The following is a 14,675-nucleotide window of genomic DNA, read 5'->3' on the forward strand; positions in this document are numbered from 1 at the left end:
TCAGTTCAGAAGACCGCCAGCCTAGCGTTGGATTGTTATATGCGAATGAAGGCCGGTTCGAGGCTGCTCCGACGCGCCAGCCGGCGGCGCAGATAGCGATTGGCCGGCGTACCGATATGGCGCGCCACCAGCGCGGCCAAGAGGCAGCTGGCAAGCAGGAAGGCGAGCAGCAGACCAAGCTTGGCCTCCGGCGCCACCGTGCTGCGCGGCAAGGCTTCGCGCAGCAGGCCCAGCACGATGCAGTGGAATAAATAGAGCTCGTAGCTATGCCGGCCCAGCCAGCGCAGCGCACGCCCCGGCCAGCTGGCCAGACAGATGCCGGGCTGAGCCGCAACGGGCTTGAGCACCAGTAAGGCCGCGCAGGCCAGCGCCACCTGGCTGAAGCCGAACACTTCGTGTCCGCCTATGCCTATCAGGAAGCTGAACAGCAGCAGGGCGGCCGCCAGCCATTGCAGCAGCACGCGCGCCGTGCCGGACAGCCGGATATGCGGCGCCAGAATGGCGGCGGCCACTCCCAGGGCGATCGCATCGAAGCAGGCCCAGTAGCCATACATGAAGTAGAGCTCGCTATCGAGATGCTGGGCGCGATACCAGGGGCCGATGGCGATCAGCGCTGCGCAGGCCAGCAGCAGCCAGCGTCGTCGGCGCAAGAGCAGGCAGGCCAGCGGCAGGCACAGGTAGAACACCTCCTCGACCGACAGCGACCAGTACACATTGAGCGCGTAATTGAAGTAACCGAGCTGCTGCATCAGCACGTTGTGCCAGAAGCTGAGCACCGAGAAGGCGGCCCACCAGCTGAAGCTGGCCGGTAGGTCATGGCCGCCATCCACATTGGCGAAACTCGGGTGCCCGCTGTAGCCGAGCGCGATGATCAGCGCCAGGGCCAGTAGCAAGGGCGGCAGGATGCGGGCGAAGCGGCGCAGATAGAAGTCGCCCAGCGCCAGCTGTGCCAGCGGGCCGGGCTTTGCTAGCAGCGGGCCTGCAATCAGGAAGCCGGACAGGGTAAAGAACAGCGTGACCCCGTAATTGCCATTCCACAGCACGGCGTCGAGCAGCATGGGCGGCAGCCAGTTGGCCAGCGGGCTCTTGTGCAGGCCATAGCTGATGCTGAAGTGCAGCACCAGCACCAGCAGGATGGCCAGGCCACGCAGGGCATCGATGCGCGCATCGCGCGCGGGCAGGGTCTCAGGCAATCTGGAAATCCTCGGCCTGGCTGCGCAAGCGACGGTAATGATCGAGCAGGGCGCCGCGTTCGGGGCGGATCGTTTCATGCGCGAGTGCGCCGCTGCTGCGCAGCGCATCGAAATTGCCCTGCAGCGCGTTCAACATCCAGTCGCAACGGGCCAGCGTGCGCGGCGTGCAGGTCTGGCCACGGATATCGTCGTCGAGGTCGAGCCGATGCGAGCGCCAGCCTTCCTGCCAGTACAGCGCCTCGCCATCGCCACGCAAGGCCTGGCGCCACTGCTGGCCCAGTCCATCCAGCCAGCCCAGCACATCGCCATTGGCCCCATCGGCGCCCAGCTCGAGGCGCAGCTTGCGATAGGCCTCGATGGCGATCTCTTTCTCGAGGCGGAAGGCAGCCAGCGCAGAGTCCTGGCCGCGCGTCTGCTCCTGTTCCAGCAGCCAGGCAAAGTAGGCGCGCGTCTCGATGCGTTCGGCCAGATGGTGCTCGGGGACATCATTGCCCTGGCCGGCCGAGTTGAACTGCGTGAGCGGGTCGAAGCGGTACATATAGCCGAAGTCGAACAGCCAGAGCTGGCGGCCGTCATCGATCAGATTACCGGGACAGAAATCCCATTCGAACAGGCCGTGCCGACACAGCTCGGCCCCGCTGGCGAACAGCTGGATCAGCTTGCGCTCGTCCCAGTCCTGGAGGGTGCCGCCGCTGAGCCAGGGCGACAGGATGATGCCCTGGGCGAGCGAGCCGTACAGCGTGGGCACGATGCCGCTGAAGCCGCCATGCCGCTGGCGCAGTGCGTCAATCTCGGCACGTCTTTGCAGCTCGTTCAGGAAAGAGGTCTGCCCATCCAGGTTCTGCACCAGGCAGTTCGGGCGCGCCTTCTTCAGCGCATAGTCCGCGCCCGCCAGCTTGAGCTGGAATACCCGGGCGGTCAGCCCCGATTCGAGTACTGCGGTCACTTCGCTGGCGTGTTCGTCCAACTCGGCCAAGTGTTCGGGCGGCAGGGGGCAGGCATGCGCGTGACCGATGCGCAGCTCGGTTTTTTGGGCCAGGAAGGCGAGTTGCTGTTGCTGGCGTAGGTCATTCAGGCTAGGCGTGCTGGGCATGGGCGGTTGGCAATATCTTGGGGGTAAATAATTGTCAGTTTTCTGTAAGCGGCCTGGGCTGCGGCTTGGCACGCCTTCGCATTGCTATCTCATTCATTACTAACGGTTTCCCACAGTACTCAATCCATCTGGAATAAGGATAATCGCGCCCTTTTTCTTGGGGATATTCCAATGGAATGGATGCATTTGCGCGGCTGCGCCGTCTTGCTGGCGGGCCTGCTGAGTGTAACGGCAGCGGCCGATGGTGAGCCACTGTGCATGGCCGTTGCTGAGGGTAGCTCCGGTCAGTCCGATCTGGGCAAGGTGCGTGATAAATACCGTCCGCTGGCCGACGAGATTGCGCGCAGCGCCGGCCGTCCGGTCAAGATCAAGGTGCTGAGCTTCGGCGCGCTGCTGCAGACCATCAAGCAGGGCGACTGCGAGCTGGTGTACACGCGTACCAGCTATATCGCCGGCTGGGCGATCCGCGATATGCAATACAAGCTGCTGGCGGCCAACGAGGGCACCAAGCAGGTGGTATTCATCGCGCCCAGCGGCCGTCAGTACGGTTCGGTGCGCGATCTGCGCGGCCTGCGCCTGGCTATTCCCGAGCCACAGAGCGATCTGACCAAGGTGGCCTATGCCATGCTGCGCGACGCGGGCGTGAAGCCGGAAGAGCTGAAGCTGCAGCCGACCTCGCTGCAGGATTCGATCGTATTCGGTGTGGAAAGCCAGCTGAGCGACGCCGGCCTGTTGACCTCGAACTCGAAGGCGGCCAAGGAGTGGGAAAAGAAGGGCGGCGCCTGGGCGATCAAGAGCCGTCCGCTGCCGAACTGGTCCTTCCTGGCCAGCCCCAAGCTGGCCGCCAGCGAGGCAAACCGCCTGCAGAGCGCGCTGCTGGCCATCAGCCAGAGCAGTGTGGGCAAGAAGGCGCTGCAGGATGTGAACCTGGCCAATCTGGTCGCCGCCAAGCCGGCCGATTACACAGCCATCGTCGACTGGGTCGGCCCGCCGCAGGGCAGCTGATTCGGCTGGATGCCGCAATGCAAAACACCGCCCCTGGGCGGTGTTTTTTTATGCGTTTGAGTCAGCTGGCGTTACTCAGGGCTGCAGCTCGCGCAGATAAGCCTGTACCGCCGCCTCCCTGGCGACCTCGTCCAGCTCGACGCCCTGTTCCTTGGCAGCCTTGTCGATGGCAGCGCGCACCAGCGCCTCCTGCTTGACCGGGTCGGGCGAGGTCTCGATCTGCAGCGGCGCCTGCAGCCGTCCCGGTGCCTTGACGCTACTCGCCTCGGCCTCCTCCGGCTGCTCGGCCAGCAGGGTGGCGAGACTTAAGAGCGCATACAGCACGGCGCCAGCGATGATCCAGCCATGGTTCGGCCCATTGGGTGCGCCATGCTCATTCTCCCGCGCCTGGCCCGGCCACAGGCAGAGCAGCAGGCTGAGCAGGCTGATCAGGATATTCACCGCCATCTTCATACCCGGCAGTGGCACGGCCATCAACAGGCCGAGCAGTACCAGCAACCACAGCCAGTGGCCGCTCAGGCCAAGATCGTGCAGACGCAGCACCAGCACGCGCAGCAGCAGCCACACGCTGGCCGCACCGCCCACCAAGCCGATCACCCAGGCGGCCGCCACCGCGCCCAGCGAGACACTGAGGCTGACCAGCAGGACCAGGGCAAAGATAGGCAGCATGGCGAGCAGGCCATAGGCCATATAGCGCAGTCGATTCAGCCGACCTGTGTAGTCCCAGCCAAAGGGGGCGGGGTTGTGCGCGGGTTCGCTATCGGTATACCAGTGGCGCTGCTCGGGCTGCGGAACCTTGGCCGGGGTGGCGGACTCGGCCACCATCCTGGCTTCGGTCGGTACGCTGAACTGGGCCGCATCGGCGCTGTCGAGCATGCTAGCGGGCTTGAGCTCGGCCGGGGCCGGCTCGATAGCGGGCTGCGTTGGCGCATCTGGCCCCTGCACGCGTGTGCCGGCGCCTAGGCGGGCCAATGTCTGCTGGTATTGCGCGAGCTGGGCCAGGGGCAGGCTGCGCTTGATCAGGGTTTCCTGCCCGGCCAGCATGGCCTGGGCCTGGGTCTCGCTAATCTTGAGCAGACGCGCCAGTGCGATCGCGACCTCACCCGGCGCAAAGCCAGGCAGCACCTGGCCGCTGAGAAAGAGTTGAACCGTGTCGGACATGGGTGGGCCGGGGTGGAAAATGCAGCATCATCGCGCCCGCCACCGCCTGCTGCAAGCGGGCTGACGCACTGCAGCATGCGCCGAGCGGTGCTGGACAATCAATGCAAATGGCATATCATCGTCGACTTGTGCTGCTTGGCAGCCCAGCCCAGCTCGCCCTATAGTCGGGCTAGGCAAGATAAAACAAGCGCAGAGCGCTGACGGCAAGATAGCCGCTGCAGGAGGAAAACCCATGGATCAAACAGTTGCCTGGCCGCGTGCCAGCTGGCTTAGTCGCGTGCGGCTGCCTTGGCGGCTGGGCATTTTGCTGGCCTTGCTAAGCTTTCTGGTGCTGCACAGCATGGCCGCACTGCCACTGCCTACCTCGCGCGGGGTGGACAATCTCTCTTCCTATCTGATCGCCCAATTATTCGGTGGCCTGGCCAGCTGGCTGCAATATGTGCTGCCGCTGGCCCTGCTGGCGCTGACCGCCTTCACCTTCTGGCGTGAGCGCAGGCTGGGCCTGAATGCCCAGGCAGCCAACCCCACGCTGCACGCACTGGAAGGCATAGGCTGGGAGGAGTTCGAGCTGCTGATCGCCGCCGCCTTCCAGAAACTTGGCTATACCGTGCGCTCGCGCGGCGGACGCAATAGCGAGGGCGGCGTGGATGTGGTGCTGACCAAGGGGCGCGAAGTGTTCCTGGTACAGGGGCGGCAATGGCGCAAGGCCGTGGTCGGGGTGGAGTCGCTGCGCGAGCTGCATGCGGTGATGGCGGCGGCGCGTGCTGCGGGTGGCTTTGTGCTCAGTGCTGGCCAGTTCAGCCGCGAAGCGCAGTCGTTTGCCCAGGCCAGCGGCATCCAGTTGATCGCCGGCCCTGATCTGCTTGGCCTGATCCGCGGCCTGGATAACACCACCTGCATGCCCAGCCGCCTGCCGCCGCTCAAGCGCGCCAGTAGCCGCGCCACCGAGCGTGGCTGAGTGATTGTCGCACTTAGCCCACTATTACCGCTGGCGATGATTTATGCCTTTAGCATGGTCTCGCCGCGCGCCTAGCCCCCTAGGATCAGCGCCTTGGCGCGTCGTTCGCGGCACCCTGTCGCGCTAGCCCGTTTTATCCACAATCTGCACGCCACCACTGTGATCAACTGCATTGGCGCAGTGCTTTTTCCTCCCTATAGTCCGGCCATTCGGGTCATCCAGACCCTTGGGGCAGCATAGCCCGCTACCGGGAGGACGGCGATGGATCGCCGACGTAAACATCATGTCCAGGCTGCCTGGCGCAGCCTGATCGCCATGCCAGTCTGGCCGGCGCCAATGCTGGCCGCGCTGAGCTTCTTGCTCTGCAATGCGCTGGCCGACAGCCCCATGCTGGCTGCCTTGCCCGCCGCTCACTGGTTTGCCTGGCTGCAGTATCTGCTGCCAGCGCTATGGCTGGGTCTGGGCGGCTTGCTGCTGCTAGCTCGTCGGCGCGGCCTGGCGGCTTCGCAGCGTCAGCGCCGCCTGTTCGATGGCATGCGCCGTAGCCAGTTCGATGCGCTGCTGGTGGAGGCGCTGCGTCTGCGCGGCTATCAGCTGCTCGACCAGCGGCCGGCTGGCGAGCTACGGGTTGAGAAGGCTGGCCGTGTCTGGCTCGTGCATAGCCAGGCCTGGCGCAGCAACCGGGTGGGGCTGGCCAGCGTGCGCGATCTGTACTGGCTGATGCAGGCCGAGGGCGTGACGCAGGGCATGCTGGTCACTGCGGGTATGTTCTCCGCCCGAGCCGAGCAATTCGCGCTGGCGCGTGGCATCCGCCTGATCGACGGACCCGTGCTGCGTCGTCTGCTGCAGGGCGTCAGCCTGCCCAGCATCTCGGCCGAGCAGAGCCCACCGCCTGCCCCAGCTTGCCCGGGTTGCGGCGGGGATATGGTCTGGCGCGTGGCCCGCCAGGGCCAGCATGCCGGCAAGGCCTTTTGGGGCTGCATGGCTTATCCCGCCTGCTGCGGCGTGCAGGTGGCGGCCAAGGCCGACTAGATGCTGAACCGCGCGCAGTCTGAGGCCTGAAGCCGATCTCGATTTGCGCCAGATCAAAGCCTGCTACTGAACAAAAAAATCCGCCCGGTTGGCGGCGTACACTGATTACTCCGCTTCCCTATCGGAGTTCCGTCATGCATTCCCGTCGCCGTTTCCTTATCCAACTTGTCCCCGCCGCCGGCCTGCTGGCTGTTTCGCCCCGTCTGTTGGCTGCGGCAGAAAAAGCCAGTGAAAAAGACCCGACCGCCGCCGCGCTCGGCTACAAGCTCGACACCAGCAAGGTCGACAAGGCCAAGTTCCCCAAGCATGCGGCCACCCAGCAGTGCAGCAACTGCATGCTCTACCAGGGCAAGCCGGCCGATGCCTTTGCGCCTTGTCCGGCGCTGGGCAATAAGCTGGTGGCCGGCAAGGGCTGGTGCAGTGCCTGGGTGAAGAAGGCCTAAGCCAGCATGCCCAACCGGCTGCAGCCCAAGAAGTTGCTGCTTAGCAAATGGACGGCCGTCCAACCGCAACAGCGTGAAAAGCACTTCCTGGTCAGCAAGGTGATCCAGCCAGAGGACCCGCTCGCCGCGATCGAGTGGATAGCGCTGGAAGCCGTACTGACCAAGCGCGTGCAAATCCTGCGCTGGCAGGCGCTTAAAGATGAGGCGGTCTGGCGTACCGGCTGGCACTGAATGTCGCCCGGTATTGGCAAAACGGCACCTACGGGTGCCGTTTTTTCGTCTTGGGCCGGCAATTGGCAGCATTTGGTTTCTTGCCTGGCGGGCTTCGTGCTAAAAGAGCGCCTTGCTGCCGGCCAGGCCGGTGGCGCTGAAAACCATATTGATAAGCACCAAAGGGGAAAACGCCGTGGCCGGCAGCAGCTTGTTAACTCTGATTGATGACATCGCCACCATCCTGGATGACGTGGCGGTAATGACCAAGGTGGCGGCCAAGAAGACGGCGGGCGTGCTCGGCGATGATCTGGCGCTGAATGCCCAGCAGGTGTCCGGCGTGAAGGCCGAGCGTGAGCTGCCGGTGGTGTGGGCGGTGGCGGTCGGTTCGCTGAAGAACAAGGCCATCCTGGTGCCTGCCGCGCTCTTAATCAGCGCGCTGCTGCCCTGGGCGATCACCCCCTTGCTAATGTTGGGCGGCGCCTTTCTGTGCTTCGAAGGTTTCGAGAAGCTCGCGCATAAATTCCTGCACAGCGCGGCCGAGGACGAGGCGCATCATCAGGAACATCTGCAGGCCTTGGCCAACCCAGATGTGGACCTGGTGGCCATGGAGCAGGAAAAGATCAAGGGCGCCATCCGTACCGACTTCATCCTGTCGGCCGAGATCATCGTGATCTCGCTCGGCACAGTGGCCGCGGCCAGCTTTGCCAAGCAGGTGTCGGTGCTGGTTGGCATCGCCGCCATCATGACCGTGGGCGTGTATGGCCTGGTGGCCGGCATCGTCAAGCTTGATGACGCCGGGCTCTATCTGAGCCAGCGCGCCAGCCGTGCTGCCCAGGGTCTGGGCCGCCTGCTGCAGCTCGGCGCGCCGCATCTGATGAAGGCGCTGTCGGTGATCGGCACCGCCGCCATGTTCATGGTCGGCGGCGGCATCCTCAGCCACGGCATCCCGCCTCTGCACCACGGTATCGAGCAACTGGCGCAGGGCGTGGCCAGCGTGCCGGCCGTCGGTGGGGTGCTGGCTGTGCTGCTGCCGACCTTGCTCGATGCGCTGGTCGGCATCGTGGCTGGCGCGCTGGTGCTGGCCGGTCTGAAACTGATCTCGCCCCTGCTGCCCAAAAAAGCAGCCGATGCCTGATGCGGCCTAGACGGTAAGCATGAGATTCAATGGCATGGGCACTCGCGGCGCATGCCATTTTCTTTATCTGCGGGGTCGGCGCCCTGAGCCGGAAATCGGCTGCCAGCGCGGTCTTACGCCTATGTTAGGATTTATTCGCCCGGACGACGATCCGGGGACGAAATCCATTCTTGGGGGAGCAGGGTTGTGTCATTCAAAGACTTTTTGATCAAGGCCAAGCTGGTGGAACCGGACCCGGTCGAGGCCGAACTCGAGGGCGCATCCTCGGGGCCGGGCGAACTGATTATCGAGACCGTAGCCTTGTCGCCGAATGCGGATGCGGCCACTGAATCGGGTGGCATTGCCGAGAACACGCCGCTCGAGACCATCTATGCCGGCGCAGGCCTGCCGGCCAGCAATTTTCCTGCCGAACGTCTGCTCAAGGTGCTCGATGGCTTGCGCGCCATGGACGCCGTGCACCAGCGCGCGGCGGTGGCCGCCATGGATGCGGCCGACGATAGCTGGCAGATCGAGGATGTGCTGGCCGATGCCGCACGCAAGGTGAAGGCGCTGCATGTCCATGTCAGCCGCCTGGGCACGGCGCTCGCGGCGGTGCAAGAGCAGGAAAAGCGCCAGAAGGCCAAGCTCAACCAGGATTACGAGGCGCTGCGTCAGTCGATTGCCGAACAGATGGCGCAGCTGCAGGAAGCCGCCCAGCTGGCGGCCGGCGAGCACGCCAATGCGCTGAATGCGCTGGAGGCGAAGACCCTGGCCGCAGTGGGCGCCAGCCAGCGCGAGCAGCGCCGCCTGCAGCAGGAGATCGAGCGCCTGGAGGCGCTCGGTCGTCAGCTCGGCCAAGACCAACAAGCATAAACACAACCATTTGCGAAGGAGCAGGAAGAAATGAAGCTAACCCCGCTGTCCAAGGGCATCTTGTCGCTGATCGTGCTGGCCGGTGTCGGCTCGGTGGGCTGGAATCTGTACAAGCAGCAGGCGGCTGCACCCGCCGCCGATCCGGTCAACGTCGAGGCGCCAGCGCTGACCAATGGCAATCCGGTTGCGGCCCAGCCTGCCACGCCGGCCGCTGCTGCCCCAGTCAACGCCGCCCAGAGCGGTTTCAACAGCTATCAGAGCATCGTGGAGAAAGGCGTGGTGCGCGTCAGCGTACAGGCGCCGGCCAAGCCCTTCTACTGGCTGGAAGGCGGCGCGCCCAAGGGCTTCAATGTCGAGTTCATGAAGCTGCTGTTTGCCCAGTCCGAATTCACCCAGACCCATCCGAAGATCGTGCTCGACACCGAGCATGCAGTCGATACCTATCCGGCCGTACCCGAGCAGCTTTTGAAGACCGATAGCCGCGGCAAGCCGGTGGTCGATATCGCCATCGACGGCCTGACCTTCACCGACGAAGACCTGCCCGGCGTGGTCTACACCACGCCCTATGTGAGCGACTTTGGCTATGCCTTGATTACTGGCCCGAACAGCGCGGTGCGCGGCGTGGCCGATATGGCCGGCAAGAAGCTCGGTGTGCTGCAGGGCGACCCGGATGTGCAGGCCTATGCACGCCAGCAGTTCCCGAACAGCCAGTTCGTCGAGCTTAGCGATGCCAGCAGCACCGGTGAGCGCGACTGGATCAAGCGCGCGCTGCAGGCCGGCCAGGTCGACGCGATCATCTATGACTACCCGTTTGGCGTGGCCGAAATCGCCGGCAGCAATCTGGTGTTCGCGGTGGCTAAGCTGCCGCAGTCCGATGTGCGCTACAAGATCGGCGTGCGCAAGGGCGATACCCAGCTGCTGCAAAGCTTGAATGTGGCGATCAGCAAGGTGAAGGAAAGCCCGGCCTATCTGGATTTGCTGAAGAAATACTTCATCAGCAACAATCTGGCCCGCGTGACGGCCGCCAGCGGCAGCGAGACCGTGTATGTGGTCAAGACCGGCGATACGCTGTCCATCATCGCCACCCGCCTGCTCGGCAATAAGGCGCGCTATGCCGAGATCGAGGCACGCAACAACCTGCCCAACCCCGACCTGATCCAGGTTGGCCAGAAGCTGGTTATTCCCAAGGCCTGATGCACGTTATGGAAGATACTCAGCCTAATTACCTGACGGAATTCATCACTAGTCCACGCAATGTTTGGGTCATGCTGGCCGGTGCTGCATCCGCTTGGGTGCTTTACTCCTACCACGGTTTGCTCGGAGCTGCATTTCCCTTGCTTGCCATGGTGGGGGTCGAGTTGATTGCCTGCCTGTTCGTACCTGATATGCCGCGTTTTCGGCGCTGGGCAGATCATGAGCGCGCTAAGCGTGCCCATGAGAAACAGGGCAAGCGTTTACTCAGTGAAATCCAATCGCGCTGCGCTGGGGTGGAGCAGTTGAGAGAGTATCTGGTACAGCATCGCGCCCTGGTTAGACAGGTGGATAGTCTGAGTGAGCATGCGCGTGGCCGTATTGATATGCTGGACTTGGAAGACCGTGACCGCATCGCCGACGTGCCGAACGAGTTCCTGCGCCTGCATTTGTCGCTGATGGTGATGGAGGAGCGCGCCAGATCACTCGATCTGCGCGATGTGCAGCGCAAGCTGGCGCAGATCAACAGCCAGATCAGCCGGCCGCAGGACGGTATGGATCTGCCTCAGCTCGAGCGCGCGCGTGATGAATACGAGGCGCTGCTGGCGCGTCACCAGCGCATGCTCAGTAAGCGCACCGCCATCGAGGCGGCGATTCTGGCCTTGCCCGACCAGCTGGCCGAGGTCTACCAAATCATTATGGGCGAAGGCACCCAGGGCGATGGCGCGAGGTTGAGTGGTGCGATCGCCAATCTGCGCCAGCGCCAGGACATTGAATCGGAAATTGCCGAGGACCTCGCTGACGAGCTGCCGCTGGCGCCCCCGCGCGAGCAAGCCGCCCGACGCGCCCGTACCCGTAGCGCCAATTAAACCGTCAGCCCGTACCCATTCATACGAAGGAAAATCATGTCGGACATCAGTTTCTTCTCGCGCGTTGGCAATCTGTTCAAGGGCTTCATGTCGCTGTGGATTCAGGACGTGGAGAAAGAGCATCCGGAAATCGCCTACCAGAACCGCATCGATGCGATGGTCAGCAAGTACGCCAAACTCAAGGATGTGACCGCGGCCGTACTGCGCCGGCGCGAGGATATCGATGCGCGCCTCAATAAGCAGGGCGAAGAGCTCAAGCGCATCAGCGCCGATCTGGACGCAGCGATTGCCAGCAATCAGGACGATCTGGCCGTGGTGCTGATCCAAAAGAAGGAGGCGCTGGAAGCCTCGATTGCCAGCCTGTCGGTCGAGTTCGAACAGTCGCGCCGCGATGCCGAGGAGGCCAAGTCCTCGCTCAATAGCATCAAGGCCGAGATCGGCAAGCTCAAGGATGAGCGCGATGCGATGCTGGCCAAGTTGCACAGCGCCCAGGCGCGCATCCAGATCCAGGACCAGCTGGAAGGCTTGTCGGTGGAGGCCGATGTGCGTGCGCTGGACAATGTGCGCGAACACATCAATAACACCGCCGCGCGTGCCAAGCTGGGCGCCGAGCTGGCCGATTCCGACCTCGACAACAAGCTGGCCAAGCTGCGCGAAAGCAGCGGTGCGATCTCGGCGCGCGCCACGCTGGAGAAGCTCAAGCAAGCCCAGGCGGCCAAGGCTGCCGGCACGAAGACGCTGTGATGAGCGCGCCCACTGCAAGCAGCGAGGCCGCGGCACTGCCCGATTGGGCCGCGCAGCTGCGCGAGCGCTATCTGGCCGGTGAGGCGAATGTCTTCATCCTGCATGGCAATGTGTTCGACAGCTATCCGCTCGGCGATCAATACGCACAGCTGCCCGAGGTGCTGGCCGCGCTGCTGGCCAAGAAGGACTGCGTATTCGAGCTGAGCCTGGCGCAAGGTGTGCGCGTACAGCGCGATCAGGCGGCCCAGCCGCTGCCAGCCGGCCTGCAGGAAAAAGGCCTGGGCGGTGCGCTACAGTTTCTGGAAGGGCAGCTGCGCAGCCGCAGCAATACCGCCGTGCTGGTACCCTATGCCGAGACGATCTTCCCGGCTGCGGAAACCCATTTTCTGTCCTTTGAAGAGCGCGCCGCGGTCGCCACCCTGCATCGCTGGTCGCTCGACCAAGCCTTGCACCGTACTGATGCCATCATCGTGCTGGTGGCGGAAACCCTGAGCGCGCTGGCGCCTTCGCTGCTTAGCAACCCGAGCGTGGTGGCGATCGAGCTGCGCCTGCCTGACGCGGCCACGCGCCGCGCGGCTGTCGGCCAGTTTGCCAAGGGCATGGCCGATACGCAGCTGGCGCGTATTGCCGAGCAGACCGCCGGCCTGCGTCTGATCCAGATCGCCAGCATCGTCAGCGATAGCGGCCGGGCCGACAGCCTGGGCGAGGCTGAGCGCAGCCGTTTCATCCTGGGCCTATTGGGTAATGCGCCCGATGCCGCGGCCCGCGCCGAAGCATTTGCCCGTGTGACGGCCGGCATGAGCCAGGCCGCCATTCAGGCCTTGATCGCGCCCGAGCGCAGCCTGCCCGAAACCGAGGGGGACGAGGCGGTGCTGGCCATCATCCGCCAGCGCAAGCGCGAGATACTCGAGAAGGAATGCGCGGGGCTGATCGAATTCATCGAACCCAAGCATGGCCTGGCCGTAGTGGGCGGCAATGCGGCGATCAAGACCGAGTTGATGCGCGTGGCCCGTGCGCTGCGCGAAGGCGATGTACGCCGCGCGCCGATGGGCTTGCTGGCGGTTGGGCCGATGGGCTCGGGCAAGACCTTTGTGATCAAGGCCTTTCTGAAGGAGGCTGGCCTCAATGGCGTGATGCTGAAGAACTTCCGCTCGCAATGGGTGGGGGCGACCGAGTCCAATCTCGAGCGCGTGCTGGCCATGGTCAAGGTGATGGGGCCGGTGGCCCTGGTCATCGACGAGGGCGACCGCAGCTTTGGTTCGCGCAGCGAGGACAATGACGGCGGCACCAGCTCGCGGGTGATCGCGCGCCTGAAGGCCTTTATGTCCGAGCCGGAAAACCGCGGCCAGGTGCTGTTCACCATGATGACCAACCGCCCGGACAAGCTGGACATCGATATCAAGCGCCCCGGCCGGCTGGATGTGAAGCTGCCGTTCTTCTATGCGCAGAGTGCCGAGGAGCGGCTGGACATCGTGCGCGCGCTGTTCGGCCGCCACAGCCTGCAGTGGGAAGGCAGCGAGGACCAGCATCTGCTGGCCTGCGAGGCCCTGCATGGCTATTCGAATGCCGATCTGGAAGCGCTGGTGCTGCTGGCCGCGGCCAGCCAGAGCGAGCCAGGCAGCACGATCAGCGCGGCGCTGTTCGAGCAGGCGATTACCGATTTCATGCCACCGCAGGACCGCAATATGGTGCGCTATATGGAGCTGCTGGCGGCGCTGGAGTGCTCGCGCCGCTCCTGGTTGCCGCTGCATCTGCGCGAACTGAGTACCCAAGCACTGCAGGAGCAATTGCTGCAGTTACAACAAGTGATCGATTGAGGAGCTAGCCATGTTTGCCGATACCACCCTGTCCGCCTTCAGTGCCGAGCAGATCAAATCCGCCTGCTTCGCCATGCTGGAAGTGGCGCGCGCCCACGGCATCAGCGCGGCCGAGCATGCGCTGATCCAGACCTTCTGGCAGCAGGCCGAGCCCGCGCTGGGCGCTTTCGATGCCCATAGCCAGGAACGCTGCGCGACCGCGCTATTCGTGGAGGCTGGTCAGCAGCAGCTGCTGCTCGACCTGTGCCTAGCCTGTGCATTTGCTGATGGCCACTACAGCAGCGAGGAGAAGGCGGTGATTGCCGATCTCGCCACCCGCCTAGGCTTGGCCGAATCCGTGCTGGCTGAACGCACCGCCGAGGTACGCTCGGCCTTTCTCGGCGCCTTGGCCCATCTGCCCGATGCGGCCTCGGTGGCGGCGCTGGGCAAGCAGCTTGCCTAGCACAGGGCGCTGACCGCCCTCTGCGCTACTCAAGTCACGCCGCAAGGCGTGGCTTTTTGTTGGGCTGGCGCGCAAACATTCGTCACAAATCCGCCATCTGGCCTATACCGTGAGCAGACCCGGCCTGGCACCGGGCGGGAGACGTGGCATGGAAGCGCAACGCATTGCCATCATCGGCCTGGGGCGGGTCGGCGGGGCATTTCTGGAACAGTTGCTGGAGAAGCAGGCGCGCGGCATTGACCTGCTGGCGGTGGCAGAGCTACAGGACACGGCAGGGCGGCGGCGCGCCGAGGCGGCGGGGCTCAGGCTGTGCAGCCTGGACGAGATCGTGGCCCTGCGTGAGACAGTCGATACGATTTTCGAGCTGACCGGCCTGAAGAGCGTGCGGCGCGAGCTGCGTGAAAAGCTCAAGCTCAGCCACAATCTGCATACCGTAGTAGCGCCGGAGAGTACGGTGCGCATCATCTGGGCGCTGATGAGTGATGCTGAGCTGCCACCGGCCAGCGGGCCGGCGGTGGGTTATTAAG

At 64.1% G+C, this 14,675-nt stretch carries 16 protein-coding genes; 13 read left to right on the forward strand and 3 right to left on the reverse strand.

Features of this window, described 5'->3' with window-relative positions:
• Positions 1–35: 35 nt before the first annotated feature.
• Together BT173_RS09845 and BT173_RS09850 are read right to left on the reverse strand one after the other, a co-directional pair.
• Entirely contained in the window at positions 36–1,193 is a 1,158-nt protein-coding gene (locus BT173_RS09845) for an acyltransferase family protein (protein WP_245794160.1), read from the reverse strand.
• The gene (locus BT173_RS09850; protein ID WP_072428480.1) at positions 1,186–2,286 is read right to left on the reverse strand and encodes a protein kinase family protein; all 1,101 of its coding nucleotides are present in this window, start codon (positions 2,284–2,286) and stop codon (positions 1,186–1,188) included. Before BT173_RS09850 ends, BT173_RS09845 begins: the two co-directional genes overlap by 8 nt.
• A gap of 171 nt (positions 2,287–2,457) precedes the next feature.
• Here BT173_RS09850 and BT173_RS09855 point away from each other — a divergent pair, with 171 nt between their 5' ends.
• On the forward strand, positions 2,458–3,291 hold the full coding sequence (locus tag BT173_RS09855) for a phosphate/phosphite/phosphonate ABC transporter substrate-binding protein (protein WP_072428481.1): 834 nt from the start codon (positions 2,458–2,460) through the stop codon (positions 3,289–3,291).
• Between the two features lie 75 nt (positions 3,292–3,366).
• Here the strand turns inward: BT173_RS09855 and BT173_RS09860 are convergent, their stop codons facing one another.
• Positions 3,367–4,452 (reverse strand): DUF805 domain-containing protein, encoded by a 1,086-nt coding sequence (locus BT173_RS09860; protein ID WP_072428482.1) that lies wholly within the window; start codon positions 4,450–4,452, stop codon positions 3,367–3,369.
• 232 nt (positions 4,453–4,684) lie between these two features.
• Between BT173_RS09860 and BT173_RS09865 the strand changes: the two genes are divergently transcribed.
• The 12 genes from BT173_RS09865 (at position 4,685) to BT173_RS09920 (ending at position 14,674) form a co-directional block, all read left to right on the forward strand.
• Positions 4,685–5,410: a restriction endonuclease gene (locus BT173_RS09865; protein WP_072428483.1), complete on the forward strand. Its 726-nt coding sequence runs from the start codon at positions 4,685–4,687 to the stop codon at positions 5,408–5,410.
• A 261-nt stretch (positions 5,411–5,671) separates the two neighbouring features.
• Positions 5,672–6,442: a restriction endonuclease gene (locus BT173_RS09870; protein ID WP_072428484.1), complete on the forward strand. Its 771-nt coding sequence runs from the start codon at positions 5,672–5,674 to the stop codon at positions 6,440–6,442.
• Positions 6,443–6,576: 134 nt separating this feature from the next.
• Positions 6,577–6,885: a high-potential iron-sulfur protein gene (locus BT173_RS09875; protein WP_072428485.1), complete on the forward strand. Its 309-nt coding sequence runs from the start codon at positions 6,577–6,579 to the stop codon at positions 6,883–6,885.
• Positions 6,886–6,891: 6 nt separating this feature from the next.
• Positions 6,892–7,116: a TIGR02450 family Trp-rich protein gene (locus BT173_RS09880; RefSeq protein ID WP_072428486.1), complete on the forward strand. Its 225-nt coding sequence runs from the start codon at positions 6,892–6,894 to the stop codon at positions 7,114–7,116.
• Between the two features lie 175 nt (positions 7,117–7,291).
• Positions 7,292–8,233 (forward strand): DUF808 domain-containing protein, encoded by a 942-nt coding sequence (locus tag BT173_RS09885; RefSeq protein ID WP_072428633.1) that lies wholly within the window; start codon positions 7,292–7,294, stop codon positions 8,231–8,233.
• A 186-nt stretch (positions 8,234–8,419) separates the two neighbouring features.
• Positions 8,420–9,085: a hypothetical protein gene (locus BT173_RS09890; protein ID WP_139256113.1), complete on the forward strand. Its 666-nt coding sequence runs from the start codon at positions 8,420–8,422 to the stop codon at positions 9,083–9,085.
• Between the two features lie 30 nt (positions 9,086–9,115).
• The gene (locus BT173_RS19760) at positions 9,116–10,279 is read left to right on the forward strand and encodes a transporter substrate-binding and LysM peptidoglycan-binding domain-containing protein (RefSeq protein WP_072428488.1); all 1,164 of its coding nucleotides are present in this window, start codon (positions 9,116–9,118) and stop codon (positions 10,277–10,279) included.
• 140 nt (positions 10,280–10,419) lie between these two features.
• Entirely contained in the window at positions 10,420–11,145 is a 726-nt protein-coding gene (locus BT173_RS09900; RefSeq protein WP_139256114.1) for a hypothetical protein, read from the forward strand.
• Positions 11,146–11,181: 36 nt separating this feature from the next.
• Positions 11,182–11,889 carry a PspA/IM30 family protein gene (locus tag BT173_RS09905; protein ID WP_072428490.1) on the forward strand — a complete coding sequence of 236 codons (708 nt, stop codon included), beginning with the start codon at positions 11,182–11,184 and terminating at the stop codon, positions 11,887–11,889.
• Positions 11,889–13,706, forward strand: a complete 1,818-nt coding sequence (locus BT173_RS09910; RefSeq protein WP_072428491.1) for an ATP-binding protein — start codon at positions 11,889–11,891, stop codon at positions 13,704–13,706. Before BT173_RS09905 ends, BT173_RS09910 begins: the two co-directional genes overlap by 1 nt.
• Before the next feature lie 10 nt (positions 13,707–13,716).
• Positions 13,717–14,148: a TerB family tellurite resistance protein gene (locus BT173_RS09915; RefSeq protein ID WP_072428492.1), complete on the forward strand. Its 432-nt coding sequence runs from the start codon at positions 13,717–13,719 to the stop codon at positions 14,146–14,148.
• A 148-nt stretch (positions 14,149–14,296) separates the two neighbouring features.
• Positions 14,297–14,674, forward strand: coding sequence for a Rossmann-fold NAD(P)-binding domain-containing protein (locus BT173_RS09920; protein WP_072428493.1), 378 nt, complete (start codon positions 14,297–14,299; stop codon positions 14,672–14,674).
• Position 14,675: the final 1 nt, after the last annotated feature.

This window comes from Chitinimonas taiwanensis DSM 18899 (genome assembly GCF_900119825.1).
Lineage (GTDB): Bacteria > Pseudomonadota > Gammaproteobacteria > Burkholderiales > Chitinimonadaceae > Chitinimonas > Chitinimonas taiwanensis.

What these genes read in the sequence shown, in the direction of transcription:
- BT173_RS09850 (WP_072428480.1), bottom strand. Translation starts at nt 2,286, where the DNA reads ATGCCCAGCACGCCTAGCCTGAATGACCTACGCCAGCAACAGCAACTC.
- BT173_RS09855 (WP_072428481.1), top strand. Translation starts at nt 2,458, where the DNA reads ATGGAATGGATGCATTTGCGCGGCTGCGCCGTCTTGCTGGCGGGCCTG.
- BT173_RS09860 (WP_072428482.1), bottom strand. Translation starts at nt 4,452, where the DNA reads ATGTCCGACACGGTTCAACTCTTTCTCAGCGGCCAGGTGCTGCCTGGC.
- BT173_RS09865 (WP_072428483.1), top strand. Translation starts at nt 4,685, where the DNA reads ATGGATCAAACAGTTGCCTGGCCGCGTGCCAGCTGGCTTAGTCGCGTG.
- BT173_RS09870 (WP_072428484.1), top strand. Translation starts at nt 5,672, where the DNA reads ATGGATCGCCGACGTAAACATCATGTCCAGGCTGCCTGGCGCAGCCTG.
- BT173_RS09875 (WP_072428485.1), top strand. Translation starts at nt 6,577, where the DNA reads ATGCATTCCCGTCGCCGTTTCCTTATCCAACTTGTCCCCGCCGCCGGC.
- BT173_RS09880 (WP_072428486.1), top strand. Translation starts at nt 6,892, where the DNA reads ATGCCCAACCGGCTGCAGCCCAAGAAGTTGCTGCTTAGCAAATGGACG.
- BT173_RS19760 (WP_072428488.1), top strand. Translation starts at nt 9,116, where the DNA reads ATGAAGCTAACCCCGCTGTCCAAGGGCATCTTGTCGCTGATCGTGCTG.
- BT173_RS09905 (WP_072428490.1), top strand. Translation starts at nt 11,182, where the DNA reads ATGTCGGACATCAGTTTCTTCTCGCGCGTTGGCAATCTGTTCAAGGGC.
- BT173_RS09910 (WP_072428491.1), top strand. Translation starts at nt 11,889, where the DNA reads ATGAGCGCGCCCACTGCAAGCAGCGAGGCCGCGGCACTGCCCGATTGG.
- BT173_RS09915 (WP_072428492.1), top strand. Translation starts at nt 13,717, where the DNA reads ATGTTTGCCGATACCACCCTGTCCGCCTTCAGTGCCGAGCAGATCAAA.
- BT173_RS09920 (WP_072428493.1), top strand. Translation starts at nt 14,297, where the DNA reads ATGGAAGCGCAACGCATTGCCATCATCGGCCTGGGGCGGGTCGGCGGG.